Raw genomic sequence first — 16,645 nt, 5'->3', positions numbered from 1 at the left:
GTGGGACAGCATGGAGAAAAAGGCATGAAATACCAGTCACAGGCGGTAGCCAAACCCTATTTTGTTTTCGCTCTGATTCTGTTCGCCGGCCAGATCCTGTTTGGACTGATTCTGGGCCTGCAATATGTGATCGGAGACTTTCTGTTTCCGGAGATTCCCTTCAATGTCGCCCGTATGGTGCACACCAACCTGCTCATTGTATGGCTGTTGTTCGGCTTTATGGGAGCGACTTATTTTCTGGTCCCGGAGGAGTGCGAAACGGAACTGCACAGTCCCAAACTGGCGTTGATTCTCTTCTGGGTCTTCGCCTCAGCCGGGGTGTTGACGATTCTGGGCTATCTCATGGTCCCATACGCAACACTGGCGGAGATTACCGGCAATAAGTTCTTCCCGACCATGGGGCGGGAGTTCCTGGAGCAACCCACGCTGACCAAAGTCGGCATTGTGATAGTGTGTCTGGGCTTTCTTTACAACGTGGGCATGACCCTCCTCAAGGGCCGCAAAACGGTGATCAATGTGGTATTGATGACGGGTCTGGTCGGGTTGGCGGTGATGTTTCTGTTCTCCTTCTACAACCCCAGCAATCTGGCTTTGGATAAGTATTTCTGGTGGTGGGTGGTGCACCTGTGGGTGGAAGGCGTCTGGGAGCTGATCATGGGCTCGATTCTCGCTTTCGTGCTGATCAGGGTGACCGGCGTGGATCGCGAGGTAATCGAGAAATGGCTGTATGTCATCATCGGCATGGCGCTGATCACCGGTATTATCGGCACGGGGCACCATTATTACTGGATTGGTCCTGAGCCTTATTGGCACTGGCTGGGCGGCGTGTTCTCCGCGCTGGAGCCCTTGCCGTTCTTCGCCATGACCATTTTCGCCTTCAACATGGTCAACCGTCGGCGTCGGGTTCATCCTAACAAGGCCGCCACGCTCTGGGCCATGGGCACGGCGGTGATGGCGTTTCTGGGAGCAGGCGTCTGGGGCTTTTTGCATACATTGGCGCCGGTCAACTATTACACCCATGGCTCTCAGATCACCGCCGCCCATGGTCATATGGCGTTTTATGGGGCCTACGCGATGATCGTGCTGACCATCATATCCTACGCAATGCCGATATTGGGCGGACGCACCGAGGGCAACAGCAATCGCTCCCAGGTGGTGGAAATGTGGGGCTTCTGGCTGATGACCGTGGCCATGGTGTTCATCACCCTGTTTTTGACCGGCGCCGGCATTCTACAGGTGTGGCTGCAGCGCCTTCCAGAAGCGGCGGGGGCCTTGCCGTTTATGGTGACCCAGGAAAAAATCGCTGTTTTCTACTGGCTGCGGGAAGGTGCGGGAGTGGTGTTTCTGGTGGGGTTGATCTGTTACTTCGTCAGTTTCTTTGTCAAAGGCCCGCAAGCTCAGTCCGCCTGAGCCAGTCGTCATGTTTGAAGTGGAAGAGTGGGTCGGCGGTCTCTGGCATCGGGCGGTAACCCGGTATGCGGACGACCGTTACGCCGAGGCGGCGGTAACCTTGACGCAGATGCGCAAGGAAGTCGGCGTCCTGTACCGCGCCCTCGGCGGCGAACGCGCTGTGCGCATCGATACCGCAGCGGAGCGTCCCGTTACGCTGCCTCGCACATTGTGGCAGCGTGTGGCGGGCAGTCATCGGCGTCTGGCGTTGCCTTATCTCAATGAGGAGGTGTTGGCGTTGCCCGGGGAGGTCGCCTTGTTTCCAGCGCCGGAGCTGAATCGGGAGGTATACAGGATGCTGGCGGCGACAGCGGCGCTGTCGCCTTCTGTCGCAGGCGGACTCGACTGGGCGCAGGCCGCCTGTCATCGGTACGTTGCGCTATGCGCCGCCTACCCGGCGATGCGATCCCGTTATGACGCCTTAATCAAGGCCTATCTGCCGTTACGTATTCCATTACAGCGCTTGCCTTCCGAGCTTCAGGATAGAGAGACGCGCCTGCGCAACGCCTTGCAACATCTGGAGTTCGCAGCGATGCAAGCGTCGGATATGGACGGGCTGCAGCCGCCGCCATTTTGGCTGTATCCAGCGCAAGGCGAGGGGACTGGCCCAGTGCGGCGGGAAGCGCCCGCGCATGAGACGCCGCCAGAGGATAAGCCGCCTGCCGCAGCGGAAACGGATGCCGGTAAAAAAGCGCAGGGAGAGTACGTGGAGGATCACGATGGCGACAAAGGATTGCTGGTGTTTCGTCTGGAGAATCTGTTCAGTTGGTCTGAATATCTGAAGTTGGACCGTACTGCGGACGATAGCCCGGATGAAGACGCGGCGCGCATCGCTGAAGATTTGGACCACCTGAGCCTGTCCACTCAGGAGTTCGGCGGCGGACAGCGCATCAAGCTGAACCTGGATTTGCCGTCCGCCAGTGAGGATGACACGCCGCTAGGTCCAGGTCTGTATCTACCTGAGTGGGATTATCGTTGCCGCCGACTGCTCCCGGATCATTGTCTGCTGCAACCATTGCTGGACCATCGTGCTCCGCCCTGCGCGCCGCCCCCGCAACTACGCCGGGCGGTGAAAGCGGTTCGCGCCAGATTTGAACAGATGCGTCCCATGCGCTTTTGGCGTCGTAATCAGGCGGAGGGAGAGGAAATCGAGATGGAGCGCTGGAACGAGTTCTGCGCCGACAGAATCGCGGGGGGAGCGTTCGAGCAACCCATGTTTAAAAGCTTCAGCGGGCGGCTGCGGGATCTGGACTGTCTATTGCTTGCGGACCTGTCCATGTCCACCGACGCTTATGTGGATAACGACAGACGCGTGATCGATGTGATCAGCGACGCCTTGCTGCTGTTTTCCGAAGCGCTGGACGCCGTCGGCGATCGCTTTGCTCTGTATGGCTTTTCCTCCTGTAAGCGCCAGCATGTTCGCTTTCATGTCATCAAGAACTTCGCCGAGCCCTACACGAATGCGGTGCGAGGCCGCATTGTGGCGTTGCGGCCGGGATTTTACACCCGTATCGGCGCGGCGATACGGCAGTCCACGACCATACTGCGGGACCAGAAAGCGTCGCGGCGACTGTTGTTGATTCTTACCGACGGCAAACCCAACGACCTGGATCTCTACGAAGGCCGCTACGGGCTTGAAGACACCCGCCAGGCGGTATTGGAAGCGCGACGGGCGGGGCTGATTCCATTCTGTATTACGGTGGACAAAGAAGCGGGGGATTACTTGCCGTATTTGTTTGGCGACAAAGGCTATGTCCTGGTCAACTCGATTCAACGACTGCCGCGGGAATTACCAAAGTTATACGCGACGCTAATGGAAAGTAAGTAATAGAAGTAAATTAATAGAAGTAAAGTAATGAAAGGCGAGTAATAGAAGACGAGTAATAGAAAATAAGCAGAGGATCGCGAAGAAAACTAAACACCTGATATCTGCGCGGCGAGCCGCGAGAGACAGGGCCTGACCTGTGCAGGCCCTGTCGTTGCAGACAAATAAGAGGAAACTGTTTGTCTGCCTGATTAATCGCTACAACGCCGCCTGCGCCAATGCCTGCTCCAGATCGGCGATGATGTCGTCCTTGTGCTCAATGCCGATGGACAGGCGCACCATATCCGGGGACACGCCGGCGGCGGCCTGTTCTTTTTCATCCAGCTGCCGGTGCGTCGTGGTGGCGGGGTGACAGGCGAGGGTTTTGGCGTCGCCGATGTTCACCAGTCGCTTGACCATCTGCAACGCGTCGATGAAACGTCCGCCGGCCTCTTTGCCGCCTTTGATGCCGAAACTCAGTACGGAAGAAGGTTTACCGCCCATGTACTTTTGCGCCAGCTCGTAATAAGGGCTGCTCTCCAGGCCGGGATATTTCACCCAGCTGACGCTGGGGTGAGAGGCCAGGAACTGACATACCGCCATGGCGTTTTCCACGTGTCTCTCCATTCGCAGCGACAGGGTTTCGACGCCTTGCAGAATCAGAAACGCGTTAAACGGAGACAGCGCCGCGCCCATATTGCGCAACGGCGCCACCCGGGCGCGGCCGATAAAGGCGGCGTCGCCCAGGGCTTCGGTATACACCACGCCGTGGTAGGACGGATCAGGCTCGTTAAGCTGTGGAAAGCGGGGATTGTCTTTCCAGGGGAAACGGCCTGAATCAATGATCACGCCGCCGATGGTGGTGCCATGACCGCCAATGTATTTGGTCAATGAATGCACCACGATATCCGCGCCGAAATCGAAAGGACGGCACAACACCGGCGTAGCGACGGTATTATCGACGATCACCGGTATGCCGTACTTGTGGGCGATAGCGGCGAGCGCTTCCAGGTCCGCTACATTGCCGGCGGGATTGCCGATGGATTCGCAAAACACGGCTTTGGTGTTTTCATCGATCAGCGCTTCCATGGACGCGGGGTCGTCGCTGTTGAACATGCGCGCGGTGACGCCGGATTGCGGCAGTGTGTGAGCGAACAGGTTGTACGTGCCGCCGTATAGCTGGTTGACGCTGACAATATTGTCGCCGGCGCGGGCCAGCGTTTGAATCGTGGCGGTGATCGCCGCCATACCGGAGGCCATCGCCAGGGCGCCAATACCGCCTTCCAATTGCGCCATCCGCTGCTCCAATATGGCGTTGGTCGGATTCATGATGCGGCTGTAAATATTGCCTTCCACCTTCAGGTCGAACAAATCCGCGCCATGCTGGGTGTTGTCGAAATAATAGGAGGTGGTCTGATAAATCGGCGCCGCGACGGCATGAGTGGTCGGGTCGCCGGTAAAGCCGCCGTGGATGGCGATAGTTTCTTGTTTCATGGAACTCTCCGCTGCACGTAAGGGGGTGTTTGCTCTGTGCTTATTCGCGTCAGCCGGCCCTGAAGGCGGGCTAACTATTTGTATCAGTTAGGGAATCGTTGTCGTTAACAACGGCCTGCAACAGAGTGTACCGGTAGCTGGCGCAGGTCAATATGCCGGGCGTCTGAATTTGCCATGGTTCGTATTTGAAACTAGCATTGGCCATGTGGGCCTCCCGAAAACGTTCTGGCTGACGTTTATGGAGTTTCCCTGAATTTCAATTTCTGGATGACTGGCGCGACATGCGTAAACAATCACTTCACATACTGCTGGTCGTCGTTGGCTGGACTTCCGTGGTGCTTGGCGTCATTGGCATTGTGCTGCCGTTGCTGCCCACCACGCCCTTTATTCTGCTCGCCGCCGCCTGTTTCGCGCGCTCTTCGCCGAAATTTCACCACTGGCTGGTGTCTCATCGTCATTTGGGGCCGATCGTGAAGAACTTTGAGTCAGGACGCGGCGTCACCCGCAAGGTGCGGGCGCGGGCGTTGATCTGTCTGTGGGTGGGACTCTCCATTTCCATGGTGGTCGTCGGCAAACTGTGGAGCCTGATTATGCTCAGCGGCATTGGCGCCTGCACTACCTTGTACCTGTGTCGTTTACCGACGTATGAAGAGGACGCGGGCGAGCCCGAATCCCAGGTCAACTAACCGGCCCCGAATTACTCCACGACCGGCTCTTCCCATTCTGTATTGAATTGCAGATCCGCCAGACGCGCGTAGAGTTCGCTGTCGCGGATCAGCTCGCTATGGGAGCCCAGGGCTTCCAGGCGACCATGATTCAATACGGCGATGCGGTCCGCATTTTTCACTGTCGCCAGGCGATGCGCGATGACCAGCGTGGTGCGCCCTTCCATCAGACGCTCCAGAGCCTGTTGCACCAGATATTCGCTTTGCGCGTCCAGCGCGCTGGTGGCTTCGTCCAGCAGCAGAATAGGGGCGTCGGTGAGTATGGCGCGGGCGATGGCGATACGTTGTTTTTGGCCGCCGGATAAGCCAAGGCCGGCATCTCCCAGGCGGGTTTTGTAGCCCTGTGGGAGCGCGGCGATAAAATCATGGGCGTTCGCAGCTTTGGCGGCGGCTTCGATTTCTTCTTGGGTGGCGTCCGGTTTGCCGTAGCGTAAATTGTCTTCAATGGAGCCGAAAAACAGAGCCGGCGTTTGCGACACCAGGGCGAAGCAGCGACGTAAATCCGTAGGCTCAAGCTGCCGAATATCCACGCCTTCCAGGCGGATTTCTCCGGTCTTGCAATCGAAAAAACGCAGCAACAGGTCAAACAGCGTGGACTTTCCTGCGCCGGATGGTCCTACTAACGCGAGGGTTTCTCCCGGCGCGACATCCAGGTTCAAATGGTCGATGGCGTTGGCGTCCGGACGCGCCGGATAAGAAAAGCTGACGTCTCTTATAGACAGGTTGCCGGGGATTAACTCAGGTAAACTTTTCACGCCAAATTGCGGCGCGGTGATTTCATTCTTCGACTGCAGCAGCTCCACGATACGTTCCGCCGCGCCGGCCGCCCGCTGCAGCTCGCCGATCACTTCACTGACGGAGCCCACCGCGGCGCCCACTAATACGCTGTAGAACACGAAGGCCGCCAGTTCGCCGCCGCTGATGCGTCCCTGGATGACATCCAGGCCGCCGATCCACAGCATGGCGCCGACCGCGCCTAACACCAGAACGATGACGACTGTCACCAGAATGGCCCGTTGTACGATGCGTTCCTTGGCGACGCTGAAGGCGTCTTCAACATGTTCTGAAAAGCGTTGTTTGTCTAATTTCTGATGATTATAGGCGTGAACGGTTTTGATCTGCCCAAGCACCTCGCCGATGTAAGAACCGACGTCCGCCACTTTGTCCTGACTACGCCGGGACAGACCCCGCACGCGCCGTCCGAATATCAGAATGGGAGACACCACCAGAGGCACCGAAATCATCACAATGGCGGTCAGTTTGGCGTTGGTGATGAACAGCCAGATGATACCGCCGATCATCATGATGATATTACGCAGCGCCACGGAGACGGAGGAGCCGATGACTGATTGCAGCAGGGTGGTGTCGGCGGTGAGGCGGGATTGAATCTCCAGTCCGCGATTGCTTTCAAAAAAGCCGGGATGTAGTTCGATGAGATGGTCGAATACTTTGCGCCGGATATCCGCCACCACGCGCTCGCCCAGCCAGGTCACCCAGTAGTAGCGAGTGAAAGTGCCGAGCGCCAGCGCCACGATCAGGCCCAGAAAGATAAGCACATAGCGGGTCAGCATATGCTCCGATTGCGTCGCCAGGCCCTGATCGATGAGCAGCCGCACGCCTTGCCCTATGGACAGCGTGATGCCGGCGGTGAAAAACAGCGCGCAGAGCGCGAACACAATTTGTCGTTTGTAAGGAAGAATAAACTCAAACGTGGCTTTGAGCGCCCCGATGCGGGCTGTAGAAACGTCTTGCTGCATGGGCGGACCGTTGTGGGGTGGTCGGATAAAAGGTTGAAGTTATTTATGGAGGGAAAGTCGGAAAATTTAAAGAGGGAGGGCGGAAAAAGAAGGACTTATTGCAGATAAAGGCTGTTGAGAAGGAGAGAAGGGCGACGTTAATAACATCGCCCTCGGCGCTCTTAGTCAGTGCGCTTGGTGACTTCCAACAGGTGGTAGCCGAACTGGGTCTTAACCGGACCCTGAACAGTGCCGACTTCCGCGCTGAAAACCACTTGGTCGAACTCTTTAACCATCTGACCTGGGCCGAATTCGCCCAGTTCGCCGCCGTTGCGGCCGGAGGGGCACTGAGAATGTTCTTTGGCCAGAGCGGCGAAATCCGCTCCGTCTTCGATCTGCTTTTTCAGATCGTTGCACTGATCTTCGCTGTTTACCAGGATGTGACGCGCGCTAGCCCGTGCCATGGCAGTCTCCTCATATTGACGTGGGTTTAAACGGGCGCATTAAAGCACAGGAATTGAATGAATGCGAGGCTAAACGCCAGTGGCGCTATTCAGCCGATGCGAATTGGCGTTAACCTTCCATTAACCAATTGATTCCTAGGCTTCCCATCTCTTTTTCGGCGAATACTTTTTGCCGTACACGAACATTCAAACCACGAGAAATGAGGAAATTGAAATGTACAGTATTATTATTTGGTTTTTGGCGGCGACGCTGATGATCGGTGAGGTTGAGGCAGCTGAAGTCGCTAAGTTGAAGCAGGATGTATACGCTATTTCCGAGGCTGGCGTCACCAGCCTGGTGCTGCTCTCCGAGGATGGCGTGTTAATCACTGATCCCGCTAATCCTGAAAGAGCGAAAGCGCTGCAGGCCGAAATCGCTAAACTTACGCCACGCCCAGTGACCCGCATCGTCCTATCCCATGAGCATTTGGACCATGTCGGCGGTACGGAGGCGTTTCCCGGCGCGGAAGTGATCTGTCACCTCTCCTGTAAAGCCGTGTTTGATCTGGATGTCGGAGGTTCCGCCCCGAAAAAGGTGCACGCGGTGTTCAATGACCAGCACAGTTTCCAGTTTGGCGGCCGCAAAGTGACGCTGATCCATGTCGGGCCTGCGGATGGTTTCGCCTCCACCATCATTCACTTGCCTGAAGACGCTATTATTTACAGCGCGGATTTGTATGCGGACCGTTACATCATTCCCGGCATATGGATGGACAACGACAACTATCTGGGCGTGCTGAAAGCCCTCAGACTGATGCGGGACCTGAAACCGCAAATTGCGGTAAACGCGCACTCAACCTCCACCTCCGTGCAGGCTCTGCAGGAAAACGTAACCTTCGTGGAAGATCTCTATCAATTAGTCTCTACGCAGATTAACAAAACCATCGCCACCAAAGGCCCTGGAGCGGTCATGGACAATATTCCCCGCTGGTCGCAAGAACTGAAACTGGACCAATATAAGGACTGGAGCAACTACGCCACAGAATTCCCTGCCCATGTGCGCCGCATGGCTCTGTCTATTTATCATGGCGGGTGACATCAGGCTTTGATAGAGCTTTGCAAGGACGCAATGCTTGGAGGAGGTTTGTAATAGTTAGGTGTCCGGCCCATTAGACATAGTCCAATCAGAGAATTGTCTGTATGGCTAAATAAAATACAATTTTTCGGTTTGTATCTTTTTGTACACCGCTCACTTTTCTTCCCAGAGCCGCTATTTCCGAGATTGGCCCGGAATTGAAGTATCACAAGGGATGTATTCGGCATGCTTTATCATTTTGTCGCTATGTTGCGTCTGATTTTGACGTTTGGTGGTCGTTGATGAAGGCTAAACCCTATTTGCAGCAACTCAGGTGGCGCAGTCCACAATTTTGTTACTACTACGCGATTCTAGATTGCGCTATCGATAATCGACTTTATCCAGCCATTAAACGTAGCGGTTGCCAACATTCCAGCCTGTTTTGGCCTCACGCCGGTGAAACGTTGTTATCCGCCTCACCTCATGTCGTCACTTTAACCAGCCGCTTCGCTTCATGGGTATTTGAACAAGGATGGGGAAAAGGGTGGGGCATATATCTCGCTTCCAATAAGTCCTTGCAGGATGTTGTCCGTCATTTTCGGCGAGTTTCAAAAGTGCGTGGACCCAATCATGAGAATTGGTACTTTCGCTATTACGACCCTCGCATTCTGCGCGAGTTTCTTCCCACATGCGACGAGGGTCAGCTCGAAAAGCTGATGGGCGAGATTGGCGAGTTTTGGATGGAAGACGAAGACGCGAACTTCTGGCTTAAGTTTGAACGAGATCACGCTGACCTAATAACAAGCCGAGCGCTTGTCGCCGAGGATGAAGAGCTCACGTGTTCCACCCCCACGCTGACCAATTTGCAGCGGCGGCATGTGGAATATGTCTCTGGGTCCACATTTAAAATCAGGCGGGACCAGATAGAGAGGTTGCGTAGTTCTGTCTACAAGTCCTTTATTCGCACCTTGGTAATCGACTTTCGCGAAGCCTACCCACAGAGATTACAGCACTACTCAGAAACTGAACTACGCGCCCGCATAGGCGACGCCCTTATCCAGTTTAAGCGTCTAGGTTTGCAAGCGCGTCGCGATGCCTATTACTACATAAAAACCTGCGTTTTTTTAGGGTGGGATTTCCTGGATAAGCCTGGCAACCAGTGGATCACACGGGATTTTCTGGAAAAACGAACATTAGGCTCTATCAGCGATAGATTTAAAGCATTTTACGACTACTGGCGCAACGCCAATATGCAGATAGAGGACTTGGCTTCATGAGTGGAAAGAGCGATGCAATAGATGCTAAGGCGGAGAGCCAGTCGGGCAATGTGGATGACTTGGCGGGCGCCTGCCCTTTGCAAAAAGCCTTGGAGGATAAACATACTCTCGATTTGTTATGCGAACTGCAAAACTCACAGCCTGCTGCTGGTCTGCCTTATAAAGTGACAGTAGTTACAGATGGCTCTGTACATACAGGCGTATTAGGCAGCGATGGCGCAGCTAAGCTCTCAGATCTGCCTGCCAGTGAGGTTGAAGCCGAGTTTGGCGAGGCGCCGGATGAAGCTGCTATATCCGCAGCTAGAGGTCAGATTGCTTCAGCGCTTGAGGAAATTCTTAAAGAAGAAAAAGAAGAGGCGGCCAAGAGGGACGAAGAGTTTTCGAAACTGAATATTCTCCAGAAGAAAACGGATCTGGAGAACCGTGTTGCGAAGGGGATTTTTGACGCTGGCGTTGGAATGTTGGAGTTCCTTGACAACGTACTTGAGCTTGCTAGTCCCACCGAGGTGCTCAATCGTGCAATTAAAACCTCATGGGAGTCTTATAACACAGAAACTGATGACTGGAAGTCTGACTTTATAAAGAATTTTGATAAATCTAATCATGACGCTTTAGTTAAAGCATTAGGCTTTGATCCAAATATGGTCACTCCTGAGCTTATAGCAGAGGCTCAGGAAATAGCTTCCTTTATATACGAAGATGAAGAAACCCAGACTATTTTGGCGTCTTTTGCAAAAGAGTTCGCCACGTCACAGCATATTACCGAGCTGGCGGAGTTCGCTGGAGGTGGCGCGTTTGAGATTGTACTGGCCGCTTTGTTAGCTTCCGCAACTGGTGGTGTGGGGGCGGCAGGGATGGCAGTCAGCAAGGCGCGCTTGATGCCAAAACTCGCCAAACTTGGTGAATTGCTCCGTAATTTGGCCAAACAGCTTAAGAAAAAGTACCGCTTTATCAAAAAGAAAGGGAGTACAAATGGCTCCGTCGAAGCTAAGCTTAATAAACCTGCTAGCGTTGAGGCTCCATCTATTAGTGAAGTGACGGACGGGGAGACGGTTGCGGAAGTCTCTGGAGTTGAGCCCTCTTCTGACTTGATATATGGTTCGGGATCAGGGGGGAGCAATAAGCTTGGCGAACCACCTCAAAATAAAGTCACCACAAAAGATTTTGAGTTGCTTCATAAAAAAGGGAAGGATACGTCTGAACTTGAATCAGTGGTGGTCTCCAAGGAGGATCTTATAATAAAAGAAATGGGAGATCCGCGAGATATTGAAGTTAAGATAGATGATAAAAATGTGCTTGGGAATATCGCAGTGTATGATCATGGTCCTGAATTTGTAATTGAAAATATTACTGACGATGAAAAGGTTATTCGACTGAAAGATAGTGAATCTATAACGGACTTCTTTTTAGAGCTTGGTATTGATAAATACAAGAGTATTATGGGAGTTGATGTTGATCCTCCAAATATGAACGGATCTTTGATGAGTAAAAATAGTGATAATTTTAAGAGAGAATATATCGCAATTAAACTAAACAATAGTGAAGGTTTTCTGGATGAAGGTGAAGCCATGAGGGAGGCCATCAAGAAAATGTCATTTGGTAGGGCGAGAGAAAGATTAGGGTATTCTGAGTTTGACTTTGAGGTATTTAAAAAAGAGGATGTATATATAAAAATGAAAGACGGCAGTGTCGAAGTTGTTGAAGATGTGCCTTCTAAGTTCAGGATAATCTCAAAAAAGCCTCAGTGAGGAAAGAATGAAAAGTAGCGTGATTTTGAAGATAGAAGAAAAATTAGGTAAGGAAGTTTATTGTAAGCCAAACTCCATTATGGATTTAAGAAAAATTCCTGATGACCTGATACAAGATTTGAGGCAGGTTGTATCAGAGGTTTCAGAGCTTAATATTTGCATGTATCTGAAAAGCATCTGTGATCATACACAGTCAGTTCATTTGGAAGAATTTGTTGAAGATGTTATCTGTGAAGGTAAAGATCATAAGGTATGGGGGAGCATAGTAAATTTGGCGGTCGACCTTCCACTAGATAAGCTCGTTACAATGGGCAGTGATGAGTTTATTGAGTTATTAGTGGGTGATGGAAACGTTTCTGATGTGGTGCGCGTACTACCTAAAAAGGCTCGAACTTACAGCCCAGTCTCTTCAGGTGGGGCTCTGATTTACTTAAAAAAAGACCATGATTATCGCGAGCTTCCACCAAAAGGACTTGTAATTGTTGGTGATAAAGCTGTTGAACCTGTATTGGACATAAATATAGCCTACCGAAGGAACCTTTCGGCTCGGCTGTACAATAAGATTTCTGGATCTGGTTCTTTTGATAAAGTGTTTACCGGTCTGGATTTACTCAGATTTTCATTTCCTGGCATAGACGACAGGGCATTCTCTATTGATGCAGTAAAGGCTGCCAACGGATTAATGACTGAAATTCGTGAAGGTCTGGGAGCAAATGATATTGCTGGTTTCACCGCGACGGACGCTCAATATAGGTAATCCTGTTTAAGGAACGCTGACTGAACCCTGATTCATCAAAGTAGTAAAGCTCGATTTCGCCCGCATCCTCCCAGGATTGAAGATCTTTCACAAAGCCCTGAAACTGGCGGAAGGCGTCTTCATCCCGAAGCGCGCGCAGCGAAAAGCGGAATCGCTTGAAGCTATACTTTGATTTTTTTTAAGTTCCGTTTAACGGTCTCCAGACTGGCGCTTTTTCCAGTTTCTTTCTCCAGACGTATCTGGACATCTCGTAGTTGTTGGGGCTGCTCGTCAATCCACTTACAAACCCTTTCTTGTTCCTGCTCCGTGTAAATGAGCGGCCTTCCCGGGGAGGCGTCGCTAATGAGGCCGCATATTCCCATGCTTTCCCACTGCTCAATCCAGATCGAAATGGTGTTGCGGTGGAAGTCGATAATGTCGGCAATTTTATCGATTTTATACCCTTTATTGCTGAGCAGTATGGCGTGACAGCGAATACGGAAGCGGGAGCTCGGGCTGTATCGAAATCCATCGGTAAGAGTCTTTATTTCAGCGGGCTTAAGATGATTGACGTACTTCACGGGGCAAAATATGATCAGATTGAGTGGTCGTAAGTCGCCTATTTTATTAGAAATTTTTTCTACTTATAAGGAGGCTGTATGAAATATTGGCCAAAAAAATTTGATGAGGCCGTGGTAGCTTTTATTGATAGTTTGAGTGAAAGCGAAAGAAGTCATTTTGTAAGTATTAATGGTTATGATCCGCATTCTAGTGAGTCGGCAAGATATTGGGAAATACTGAATCTATATGGGATTAAAGGGCAAGAGAATGTGGAGCTATTGCGTGATATAGCAAAGTGTAATCCAGATAAAGCTATAAGCATGGACTTTTTGGCTGATTTGCCTGATGAGTTTTACGCAGTGGATATTATTTTGGAGAAAGCTAAAGAGCTGCTTATAAAAGATAGTAAATTATAATGGAGCGCTAAGTGTATAATTGCTGATGAATTTTCAGAGTTTTGAACATCCTCTTTCACCTGAATATGACAGACCCGCTACTGAGAGACAAATAGTTGGTCTAATTTGCTTTTCCCCCAATCGCCATCTAAGAATAGGGTGTGAGTAAAGGTGTGGTCGCTCAGGATGGTGGCCACGGCCTTGGTTATGATAAGAACACATCACAAAGAGATTGGCTCTCCCTTATGAAACGGATCTATAGCATTTTTGGTTTCGCGGCTGCTCTGTCGCTGAATGCGTGTCATGCGGATGTTGAGTTGAAGCAAGACGCCACCAAGGCCAAAGCGGCGCTGGTGGGCGTTTGGCAGGGCGACGGCAGCGCGGATGACGAAGGTAATTACTCTGGCCTTGAGGAGTACTGGAAAATCACGCGGACAGCGGACGGTCGTTTTGAGCAGGAATATTTGTCCATGGATATGTCTGCGAAAAAATATACATTGGCGCTAGAGAAGGGCGCATGGGACTATGAAGGCGGTATGTATGTGGAGACCCATGACGACGGCCAGTCCAACTCGTTCAGGGTAATATCCATTACTGAAAATACTTTTCAATATAACTTCCCGCAGGACAGCGATGACTACTTTATTGAAGAAGGCAAAACCGACAGCGATTTTGAGTTGATCAAACCGCCGCCGGAGTTCGCCAAAGCGGATTAGGCCGGCTCGACGCGACTTCCGCGCCAGGATTCCAGGCCTAGCAGCTTCTCACCAAGCGCTGTAAGACGGGCTTGCGGATAGCACGTTTTCTCCCACTCTCTGGGATCGCCGGGAAATGCGAACCCTTGAGGAGGCGTGCGTTCTCGCCATGAGGCTATGCGCCACTTTCGCATCGCTTCATCAGCCTCATTCGCCGGCGCCATAGAGATATACTGCGCCATGCGCGCCCGGTCAGATTGGTTGGGACGAATGCCATGGGCCAACAGGTTGTTGAAGATGAGCAGGTCTCCCGCGCGCATGGGGATGAACTCTGGCTCATAACCTGTCAGGTCGGGAACCCAGGGATCGCGGTCAGCAGGCTGGTTTTGTTTCCACCGTTCAAAGTCGTGAAAAAGTTGCGGTACGCACTGAAAGCCGCCGCAGTGTTCGTCCGTATCGGACAACGCCAGCACTCCCTGCACGCCAATAGGAGGGGGCTCCAGCGTTGTGTCCGCGTCCCAGTGAATAAACCCGGTGAACTGGCGTCCGTTGCGATTGGGCGTATTCAGGTTGGCGCGATCAATGGTGACCCATAAGTCTTCCCGGTCCCAGATATCTACAAAAGCGTCATAGACGCGTTGCGTCTGGCGGTTATTCCATAGCGTCTGATGGTGATAGCACTCCACCATGCCGCTGTTATTGAGCTCTTTCATTTCATGATTGCGCAACTGGGGTTTGTTCCAGGTCGAAGCGTTCGACGGGTCCATTTCCGTGAACTCCCAGAGCAGTGTCTGTGTGGCTCTTAACTGAACTGCATCGATTGCGTTGGGAATGACGACATATCCCCAGGCGCGCCAGAATTCGAAATCAGATTCACTGAGCACGCGTAAAGGAAGCTGTTTGCGGATGTCTTTCAATTGCACGCCGCCGGGTTCGGAAACGCTGCGATTGCCGGGAGCCTTATACTCATAGCGCGGGTTCATATTGTTGTCTCCTGTTCTTGCCTACGCTGATGCTGGTTGGGAACAGAGTTATTCTGCTTGGCGTAATCAGGGGCTGGTTGTGAAAATAGAGCGGAGAATGATACTTTTCAGTCATTCTGTGGGAGTATATGGCCGTAATAGTATGACTGGCGCAGTCGATTGGCGATGATAGCGCAACAGTTCGGCAATGCGGTGAAAGGCTATGAAAGCGCTATATGAAAAAGTCAGATATCCGGAGGACGCGTCCTGGCGCTTTTTTCTGCGTCAGTTAGATGAGCTGCCGTTCCAGTGGCATTACCATCCCGAATACGAACTCACCTACACCCTGAACAGCGCCGGTCAACGTTATGTGGGCGATCATGTAGACCGCTATGAATCCGGCGATCTGGTGTTGATAGGTCCGAACTTGCCCCATAGCTGGCGCTCCTCGCAACGGCCTGACGAAGACAAGCCGCACACGGTCTACGTGCTGTGGTTTAATCAGCAGTGGGTGGACCGCTTGCTGGAGAATTTTCCAGAGTACGGCGATGTCGGCGACATACTGAAGCAGAGCCGGCGGGGCTTAACTTTTTCGCCAACAGACCATGCATCGGTGGAGCGTCTGTTTACCGCACTGCCGACGCAGGGTCCTAAAGAGCGTTTGCTGACCTTACTCTCGTTGCTCGGTGGGTTGGCTCAAATACCGCATACTCCTCTGGCTTCCGCGAACTTTTGTACCGGGACGACCAGTCGCCGTGAGCAGGATATTCTGGACGGCATTTTGGACTGCGCCCATCTGGCGTTTGCAGACAAGTTAACAATCGAAGATATGGCGCGACGACACAACATGAGCGTCAGCAAGTTCAGTCGTTTTTTCAGCAAGCATATGAATCAAAGCTTTAATCAGTATTTGACCCAGATACGCCTGGGGCAGGCCTGCTCAAAATTGATCAATACCGCAGCGCCGATAGCGCTCATCGCGGAACAGACCGGGTTTAATAATCTTTCTAACTTCAATCGTCTGTTCAAGAAGCATAAAGGCGTGACCCCGCAAGGGTTTCGCAAACGTTTTACTGCAGCGGGGCAATGACGTGCGTATAGCATTTGATCTGGACGACACCTTGATCCCCACTACGGGTCCCTTTGCGGTTGGGGAGCGTCGACTTGGGCCGCCAGCAGGACTATGGTTCCGTGAAGCCATGCGCACAGGCGCGCCGACGCTCATGCAGACTCTGGCCAAAGATCATGAAATCTGGATATATACCACCTCTCTGCGTAAACCTTGGTTCGTTAAGGCCTGGTTTCGTTTGTGGGGCGTGAGAATAGGGGAGGTGGTCAACCAGGATGATCACCGTGAAGCGGTCGCCGCCAATCAGCGTTATTCGCGCTTCAGCAAGGCCCCCAGGCTGTTTGGCATTGATTTGATGATTGACGATTTGCCTGGAGTGGGAATTGAGTGTGAGCGTCAGGGATGTCGTTCCGTTATCGTGACTCCTGACGATCCAGAGTGGGTGGAAAAGGTTCTGGGCAGTGTCCAATAGTGTC

16 protein-coding genes are annotated in these 16,645 nt (G+C 52.4%); 11 read left to right on the top strand and 5 right to left on the bottom strand.

The window, feature by feature from the left end:
- Nucleotides 1-24: 24 nt before the first annotated feature.
- Nucleotides 25-1,410: a cbb3-type cytochrome c oxidase subunit I gene (locus HCH_RS19695; protein ID WP_011398181.1), complete on the top strand. Its 1,386-nt coding sequence runs from the start codon at nt 25-27 to the stop codon at nt 1,408-1,410.
- A 10-nt stretch (nt 1,411-1,420) separates the two neighbouring features.
- Nucleotides 1,421-3,277 carry a nitric oxide reductase activation protein NorD gene (locus HCH_RS19690; protein ID WP_011398180.1) on the top strand — a complete coding sequence of 619 codons (1,857 nt, stop codon included), beginning with the start codon at nt 1,421-1,423 and terminating at the stop codon, nt 3,275-3,277.
- Between the two features lie 195 nt (nt 3,278-3,472).
- On the opposite strand, the gene HCH_RS19685 is transcribed toward HCH_RS19690, so the two are convergent.
- Nucleotides 3,473-4,747, bottom strand: coding sequence for an O-acetylhomoserine aminocarboxypropyltransferase/cysteine synthase family protein (locus tag HCH_RS19685; RefSeq protein ID WP_011398179.1), 1,275 nt, complete (start codon nt 4,745-4,747; stop codon nt 3,473-3,475).
- 281 nt (nt 4,748-5,028) lie between these two features.
- Between HCH_RS19685 and HCH_RS19680 the strand changes: the two genes are divergently transcribed.
- Nucleotides 5,029-5,433: a YbaN family protein gene (locus tag HCH_RS19680; RefSeq protein WP_011398178.1), complete on the top strand. Its 405-nt coding sequence runs from the start codon at nt 5,029-5,031 to the stop codon at nt 5,431-5,433.
- Between the two features lie 11 nt (nt 5,434-5,444).
- Here the strand turns inward: HCH_RS19680 and HCH_RS19675 are convergent, their stop codons facing one another.
- Together HCH_RS19675 and HCH_RS19670 are read right to left on the bottom strand one after the other, a co-directional pair.
- Complete coding sequence (locus HCH_RS19675) at nt 5,445-7,229, bottom strand: ABC transporter transmembrane domain-containing protein (protein ID WP_011398177.1); 1,785 nt, start codon at nt 7,227-7,229, stop codon at nt 5,445-5,447.
- A gap of 161 nt (nt 7,230-7,390) precedes the next feature.
- Nucleotides 7,391-7,672 carry a peptidylprolyl isomerase gene (locus tag HCH_RS19670; protein ID WP_011398176.1) on the bottom strand — a complete coding sequence of 94 codons (282 nt, stop codon included), beginning with the start codon at nt 7,670-7,672 and terminating at the stop codon, nt 7,391-7,393.
- Between the two features lie 214 nt (nt 7,673-7,886).
- Between HCH_RS19670 and HCH_RS19665 the strand changes: the two genes are divergently transcribed.
- From HCH_RS19665 to HCH_RS19650, 4 genes are all read left to right on the top strand, one after another.
- Nucleotides 7,887-8,747, top strand: coding sequence for an MBL fold metallo-hydrolase (locus HCH_RS19665; RefSeq protein ID WP_011398175.1), 861 nt, complete (start codon nt 7,887-7,889; stop codon nt 8,745-8,747).
- A 197-nt stretch (nt 8,748-8,944) separates the two neighbouring features.
- On the top strand, nt 8,945-10,003 hold the full coding sequence (locus HCH_RS32580) for a DUF4123 domain-containing protein (protein WP_158304980.1): 1,059 nt from the start codon (nt 8,945-8,947) through the stop codon (nt 10,001-10,003).
- Entirely contained in the window at nt 10,000-11,751 is a 1,752-nt protein-coding gene (locus HCH_RS19655; RefSeq protein WP_011398173.1) for a hypothetical protein, read from the top strand. Before HCH_RS32580 ends, HCH_RS19655 begins: the two co-directional genes overlap by 4 nt.
- Before the next feature lie 7 nt (nt 11,752-11,758).
- On the top strand, nt 11,759-12,508 hold the full coding sequence (locus HCH_RS19650; protein WP_011398172.1) for a hypothetical protein: 750 nt from the start codon (nt 11,759-11,761) through the stop codon (nt 12,506-12,508).
- A 161-nt stretch (nt 12,509-12,669) separates the two neighbouring features.
- Here HCH_RS19650 and HCH_RS19645 read toward each other — a convergent pair whose 3' ends face one another.
- A complete protein-coding gene (locus tag HCH_RS19645) occupies nt 12,670-13,068 on the bottom strand; it encodes a helix-turn-helix domain-containing protein (RefSeq protein ID WP_041598811.1) in 399 nt (132 codons plus the stop codon).
- Nucleotides 13,069-13,146: 78 nt separating this feature from the next.
- Here HCH_RS19645 and HCH_RS19640 point away from each other — a divergent pair, with 78 nt between their 5' ends.
- Both HCH_RS19640 and HCH_RS19635 read left to right on the top strand, forming a co-directional pair.
- A complete protein-coding gene (locus tag HCH_RS19640; RefSeq protein ID WP_011398168.1) occupies nt 13,147-13,464 on the top strand; it encodes a hypothetical protein in 318 nt (105 codons plus the stop codon).
- Between the two features lie 224 nt (nt 13,465-13,688).
- Nucleotides 13,689-14,159, top strand: coding sequence for a lipocalin family protein (locus HCH_RS19635; RefSeq protein ID WP_041598810.1), 471 nt, complete (start codon nt 13,689-13,691; stop codon nt 14,157-14,159).
- Here HCH_RS19635 and HCH_RS19630 read toward each other — a convergent pair.
- The gene (locus HCH_RS19630; RefSeq protein WP_011398165.1) at nt 14,156-15,121 is read right to left on the bottom strand and encodes a phytanoyl-CoA dioxygenase family protein; all 966 of its coding nucleotides are present in this window, start codon (nt 15,119-15,121) and stop codon (nt 14,156-14,158) included. The two genes, HCH_RS19635 and HCH_RS19630, sit on opposite strands and share 4 nt — an antisense overlap.
- Before the next feature lie 202 nt (nt 15,122-15,323).
- On the opposite strand from HCH_RS19630, the gene HCH_RS19625 reads away from it, so the two are divergent.
- Both HCH_RS19625 and HCH_RS19620 read left to right on the top strand, forming a co-directional pair.
- Nucleotides 15,324-16,190 (top strand): AraC family transcriptional regulator, encoded by an 867-nt coding sequence (locus tag HCH_RS19625; RefSeq protein ID WP_011398164.1) that lies wholly within the window; start codon nt 15,324-15,326, stop codon nt 16,188-16,190.
- A 1-nt stretch (nt 16,191) separates the two neighbouring features.
- Nucleotides 16,192-16,641 carry a hypothetical protein gene (locus HCH_RS19620; protein ID WP_011398163.1) on the top strand — a complete coding sequence of 150 codons (450 nt, stop codon included), beginning with the start codon at nt 16,192-16,194 and terminating at the stop codon, nt 16,639-16,641.
- Nucleotides 16,642-16,645: the final 4 nt, after the last annotated feature.

This window comes from Hahella chejuensis KCTC 2396 (assembly GCF_000012985.1).
Lineage (GTDB): Bacteria > Pseudomonadota > Gammaproteobacteria > Pseudomonadales > Oleiphilaceae > Hahella > Hahella chejuensis.
Note: the sequence above shows the minus strand (reverse complement) of the source record. Positions and strands in the feature narration are given on the sequence as shown.

Bases quoted from the DNA above. Each gene is read 5' to 3' on its own strand.
- HCH_RS19695 (WP_011398181.1), top strand. From the start codon at position 25: ATGAAATACCAGTCACAGGCGGTAGCCAAACCCTATTTTGTTTTCGCT.
- HCH_RS19675 (WP_011398177.1), bottom strand. From the start codon at position 7,229: ATGCAGCAAGACGTTTCTACAGCCCGCATCGGGGCGCTCAAAGCCACG.
- HCH_RS19635 (WP_041598810.1), top strand. From the start codon at position 13,689: ATGAAACGGATCTATAGCATTTTTGGTTTCGCGGCTGCTCTGTCGCTG.
- HCH_RS19650 (WP_011398172.1), top strand. From the start codon at position 11,759: ATGAAAAGTAGCGTGATTTTGAAGATAGAAGAAAAATTAGGTAAGGAA.
- HCH_RS19655 (WP_011398173.1), top strand. From the start codon at position 10,000: ATGAGTGGAAAGAGCGATGCAATAGATGCTAAGGCGGAGAGCCAGTCG.
- HCH_RS19630 (WP_011398165.1), bottom strand. From the start codon at position 15,121: ATGAACCCGCGCTATGAGTATAAGGCTCCCGGCAATCGCAGCGTTTCC.
- HCH_RS19680 (WP_011398178.1), top strand. From the start codon at position 5,029: ATGCGTAAACAATCACTTCACATACTGCTGGTCGTCGTTGGCTGGACT.
- HCH_RS19640 (WP_011398168.1), top strand. From the start codon at position 13,147: ATGAAATATTGGCCAAAAAAATTTGATGAGGCCGTGGTAGCTTTTATT.
- HCH_RS19665 (WP_011398175.1), top strand. From the start codon at position 7,887: ATGTACAGTATTATTATTTGGTTTTTGGCGGCGACGCTGATGATCGGT.
- HCH_RS19690 (WP_011398180.1), top strand. From the start codon at position 1,421: ATGTTTGAAGTGGAAGAGTGGGTCGGCGGTCTCTGGCATCGGGCGGTA.
- HCH_RS19625 (WP_011398164.1), top strand. From the start codon at position 15,324: ATGAAAGCGCTATATGAAAAAGTCAGATATCCGGAGGACGCGTCCTGG.
- HCH_RS19670 (WP_011398176.1), bottom strand. From the start codon at position 7,672: ATGGCACGGGCTAGCGCGCGTCACATCCTGGTAAACAGCGAAGATCAG.
- HCH_RS19685 (WP_011398179.1), bottom strand. From the start codon at position 4,747: ATGAAACAAGAAACTATCGCCATCCACGGCGGCTTTACCGGCGACCCG.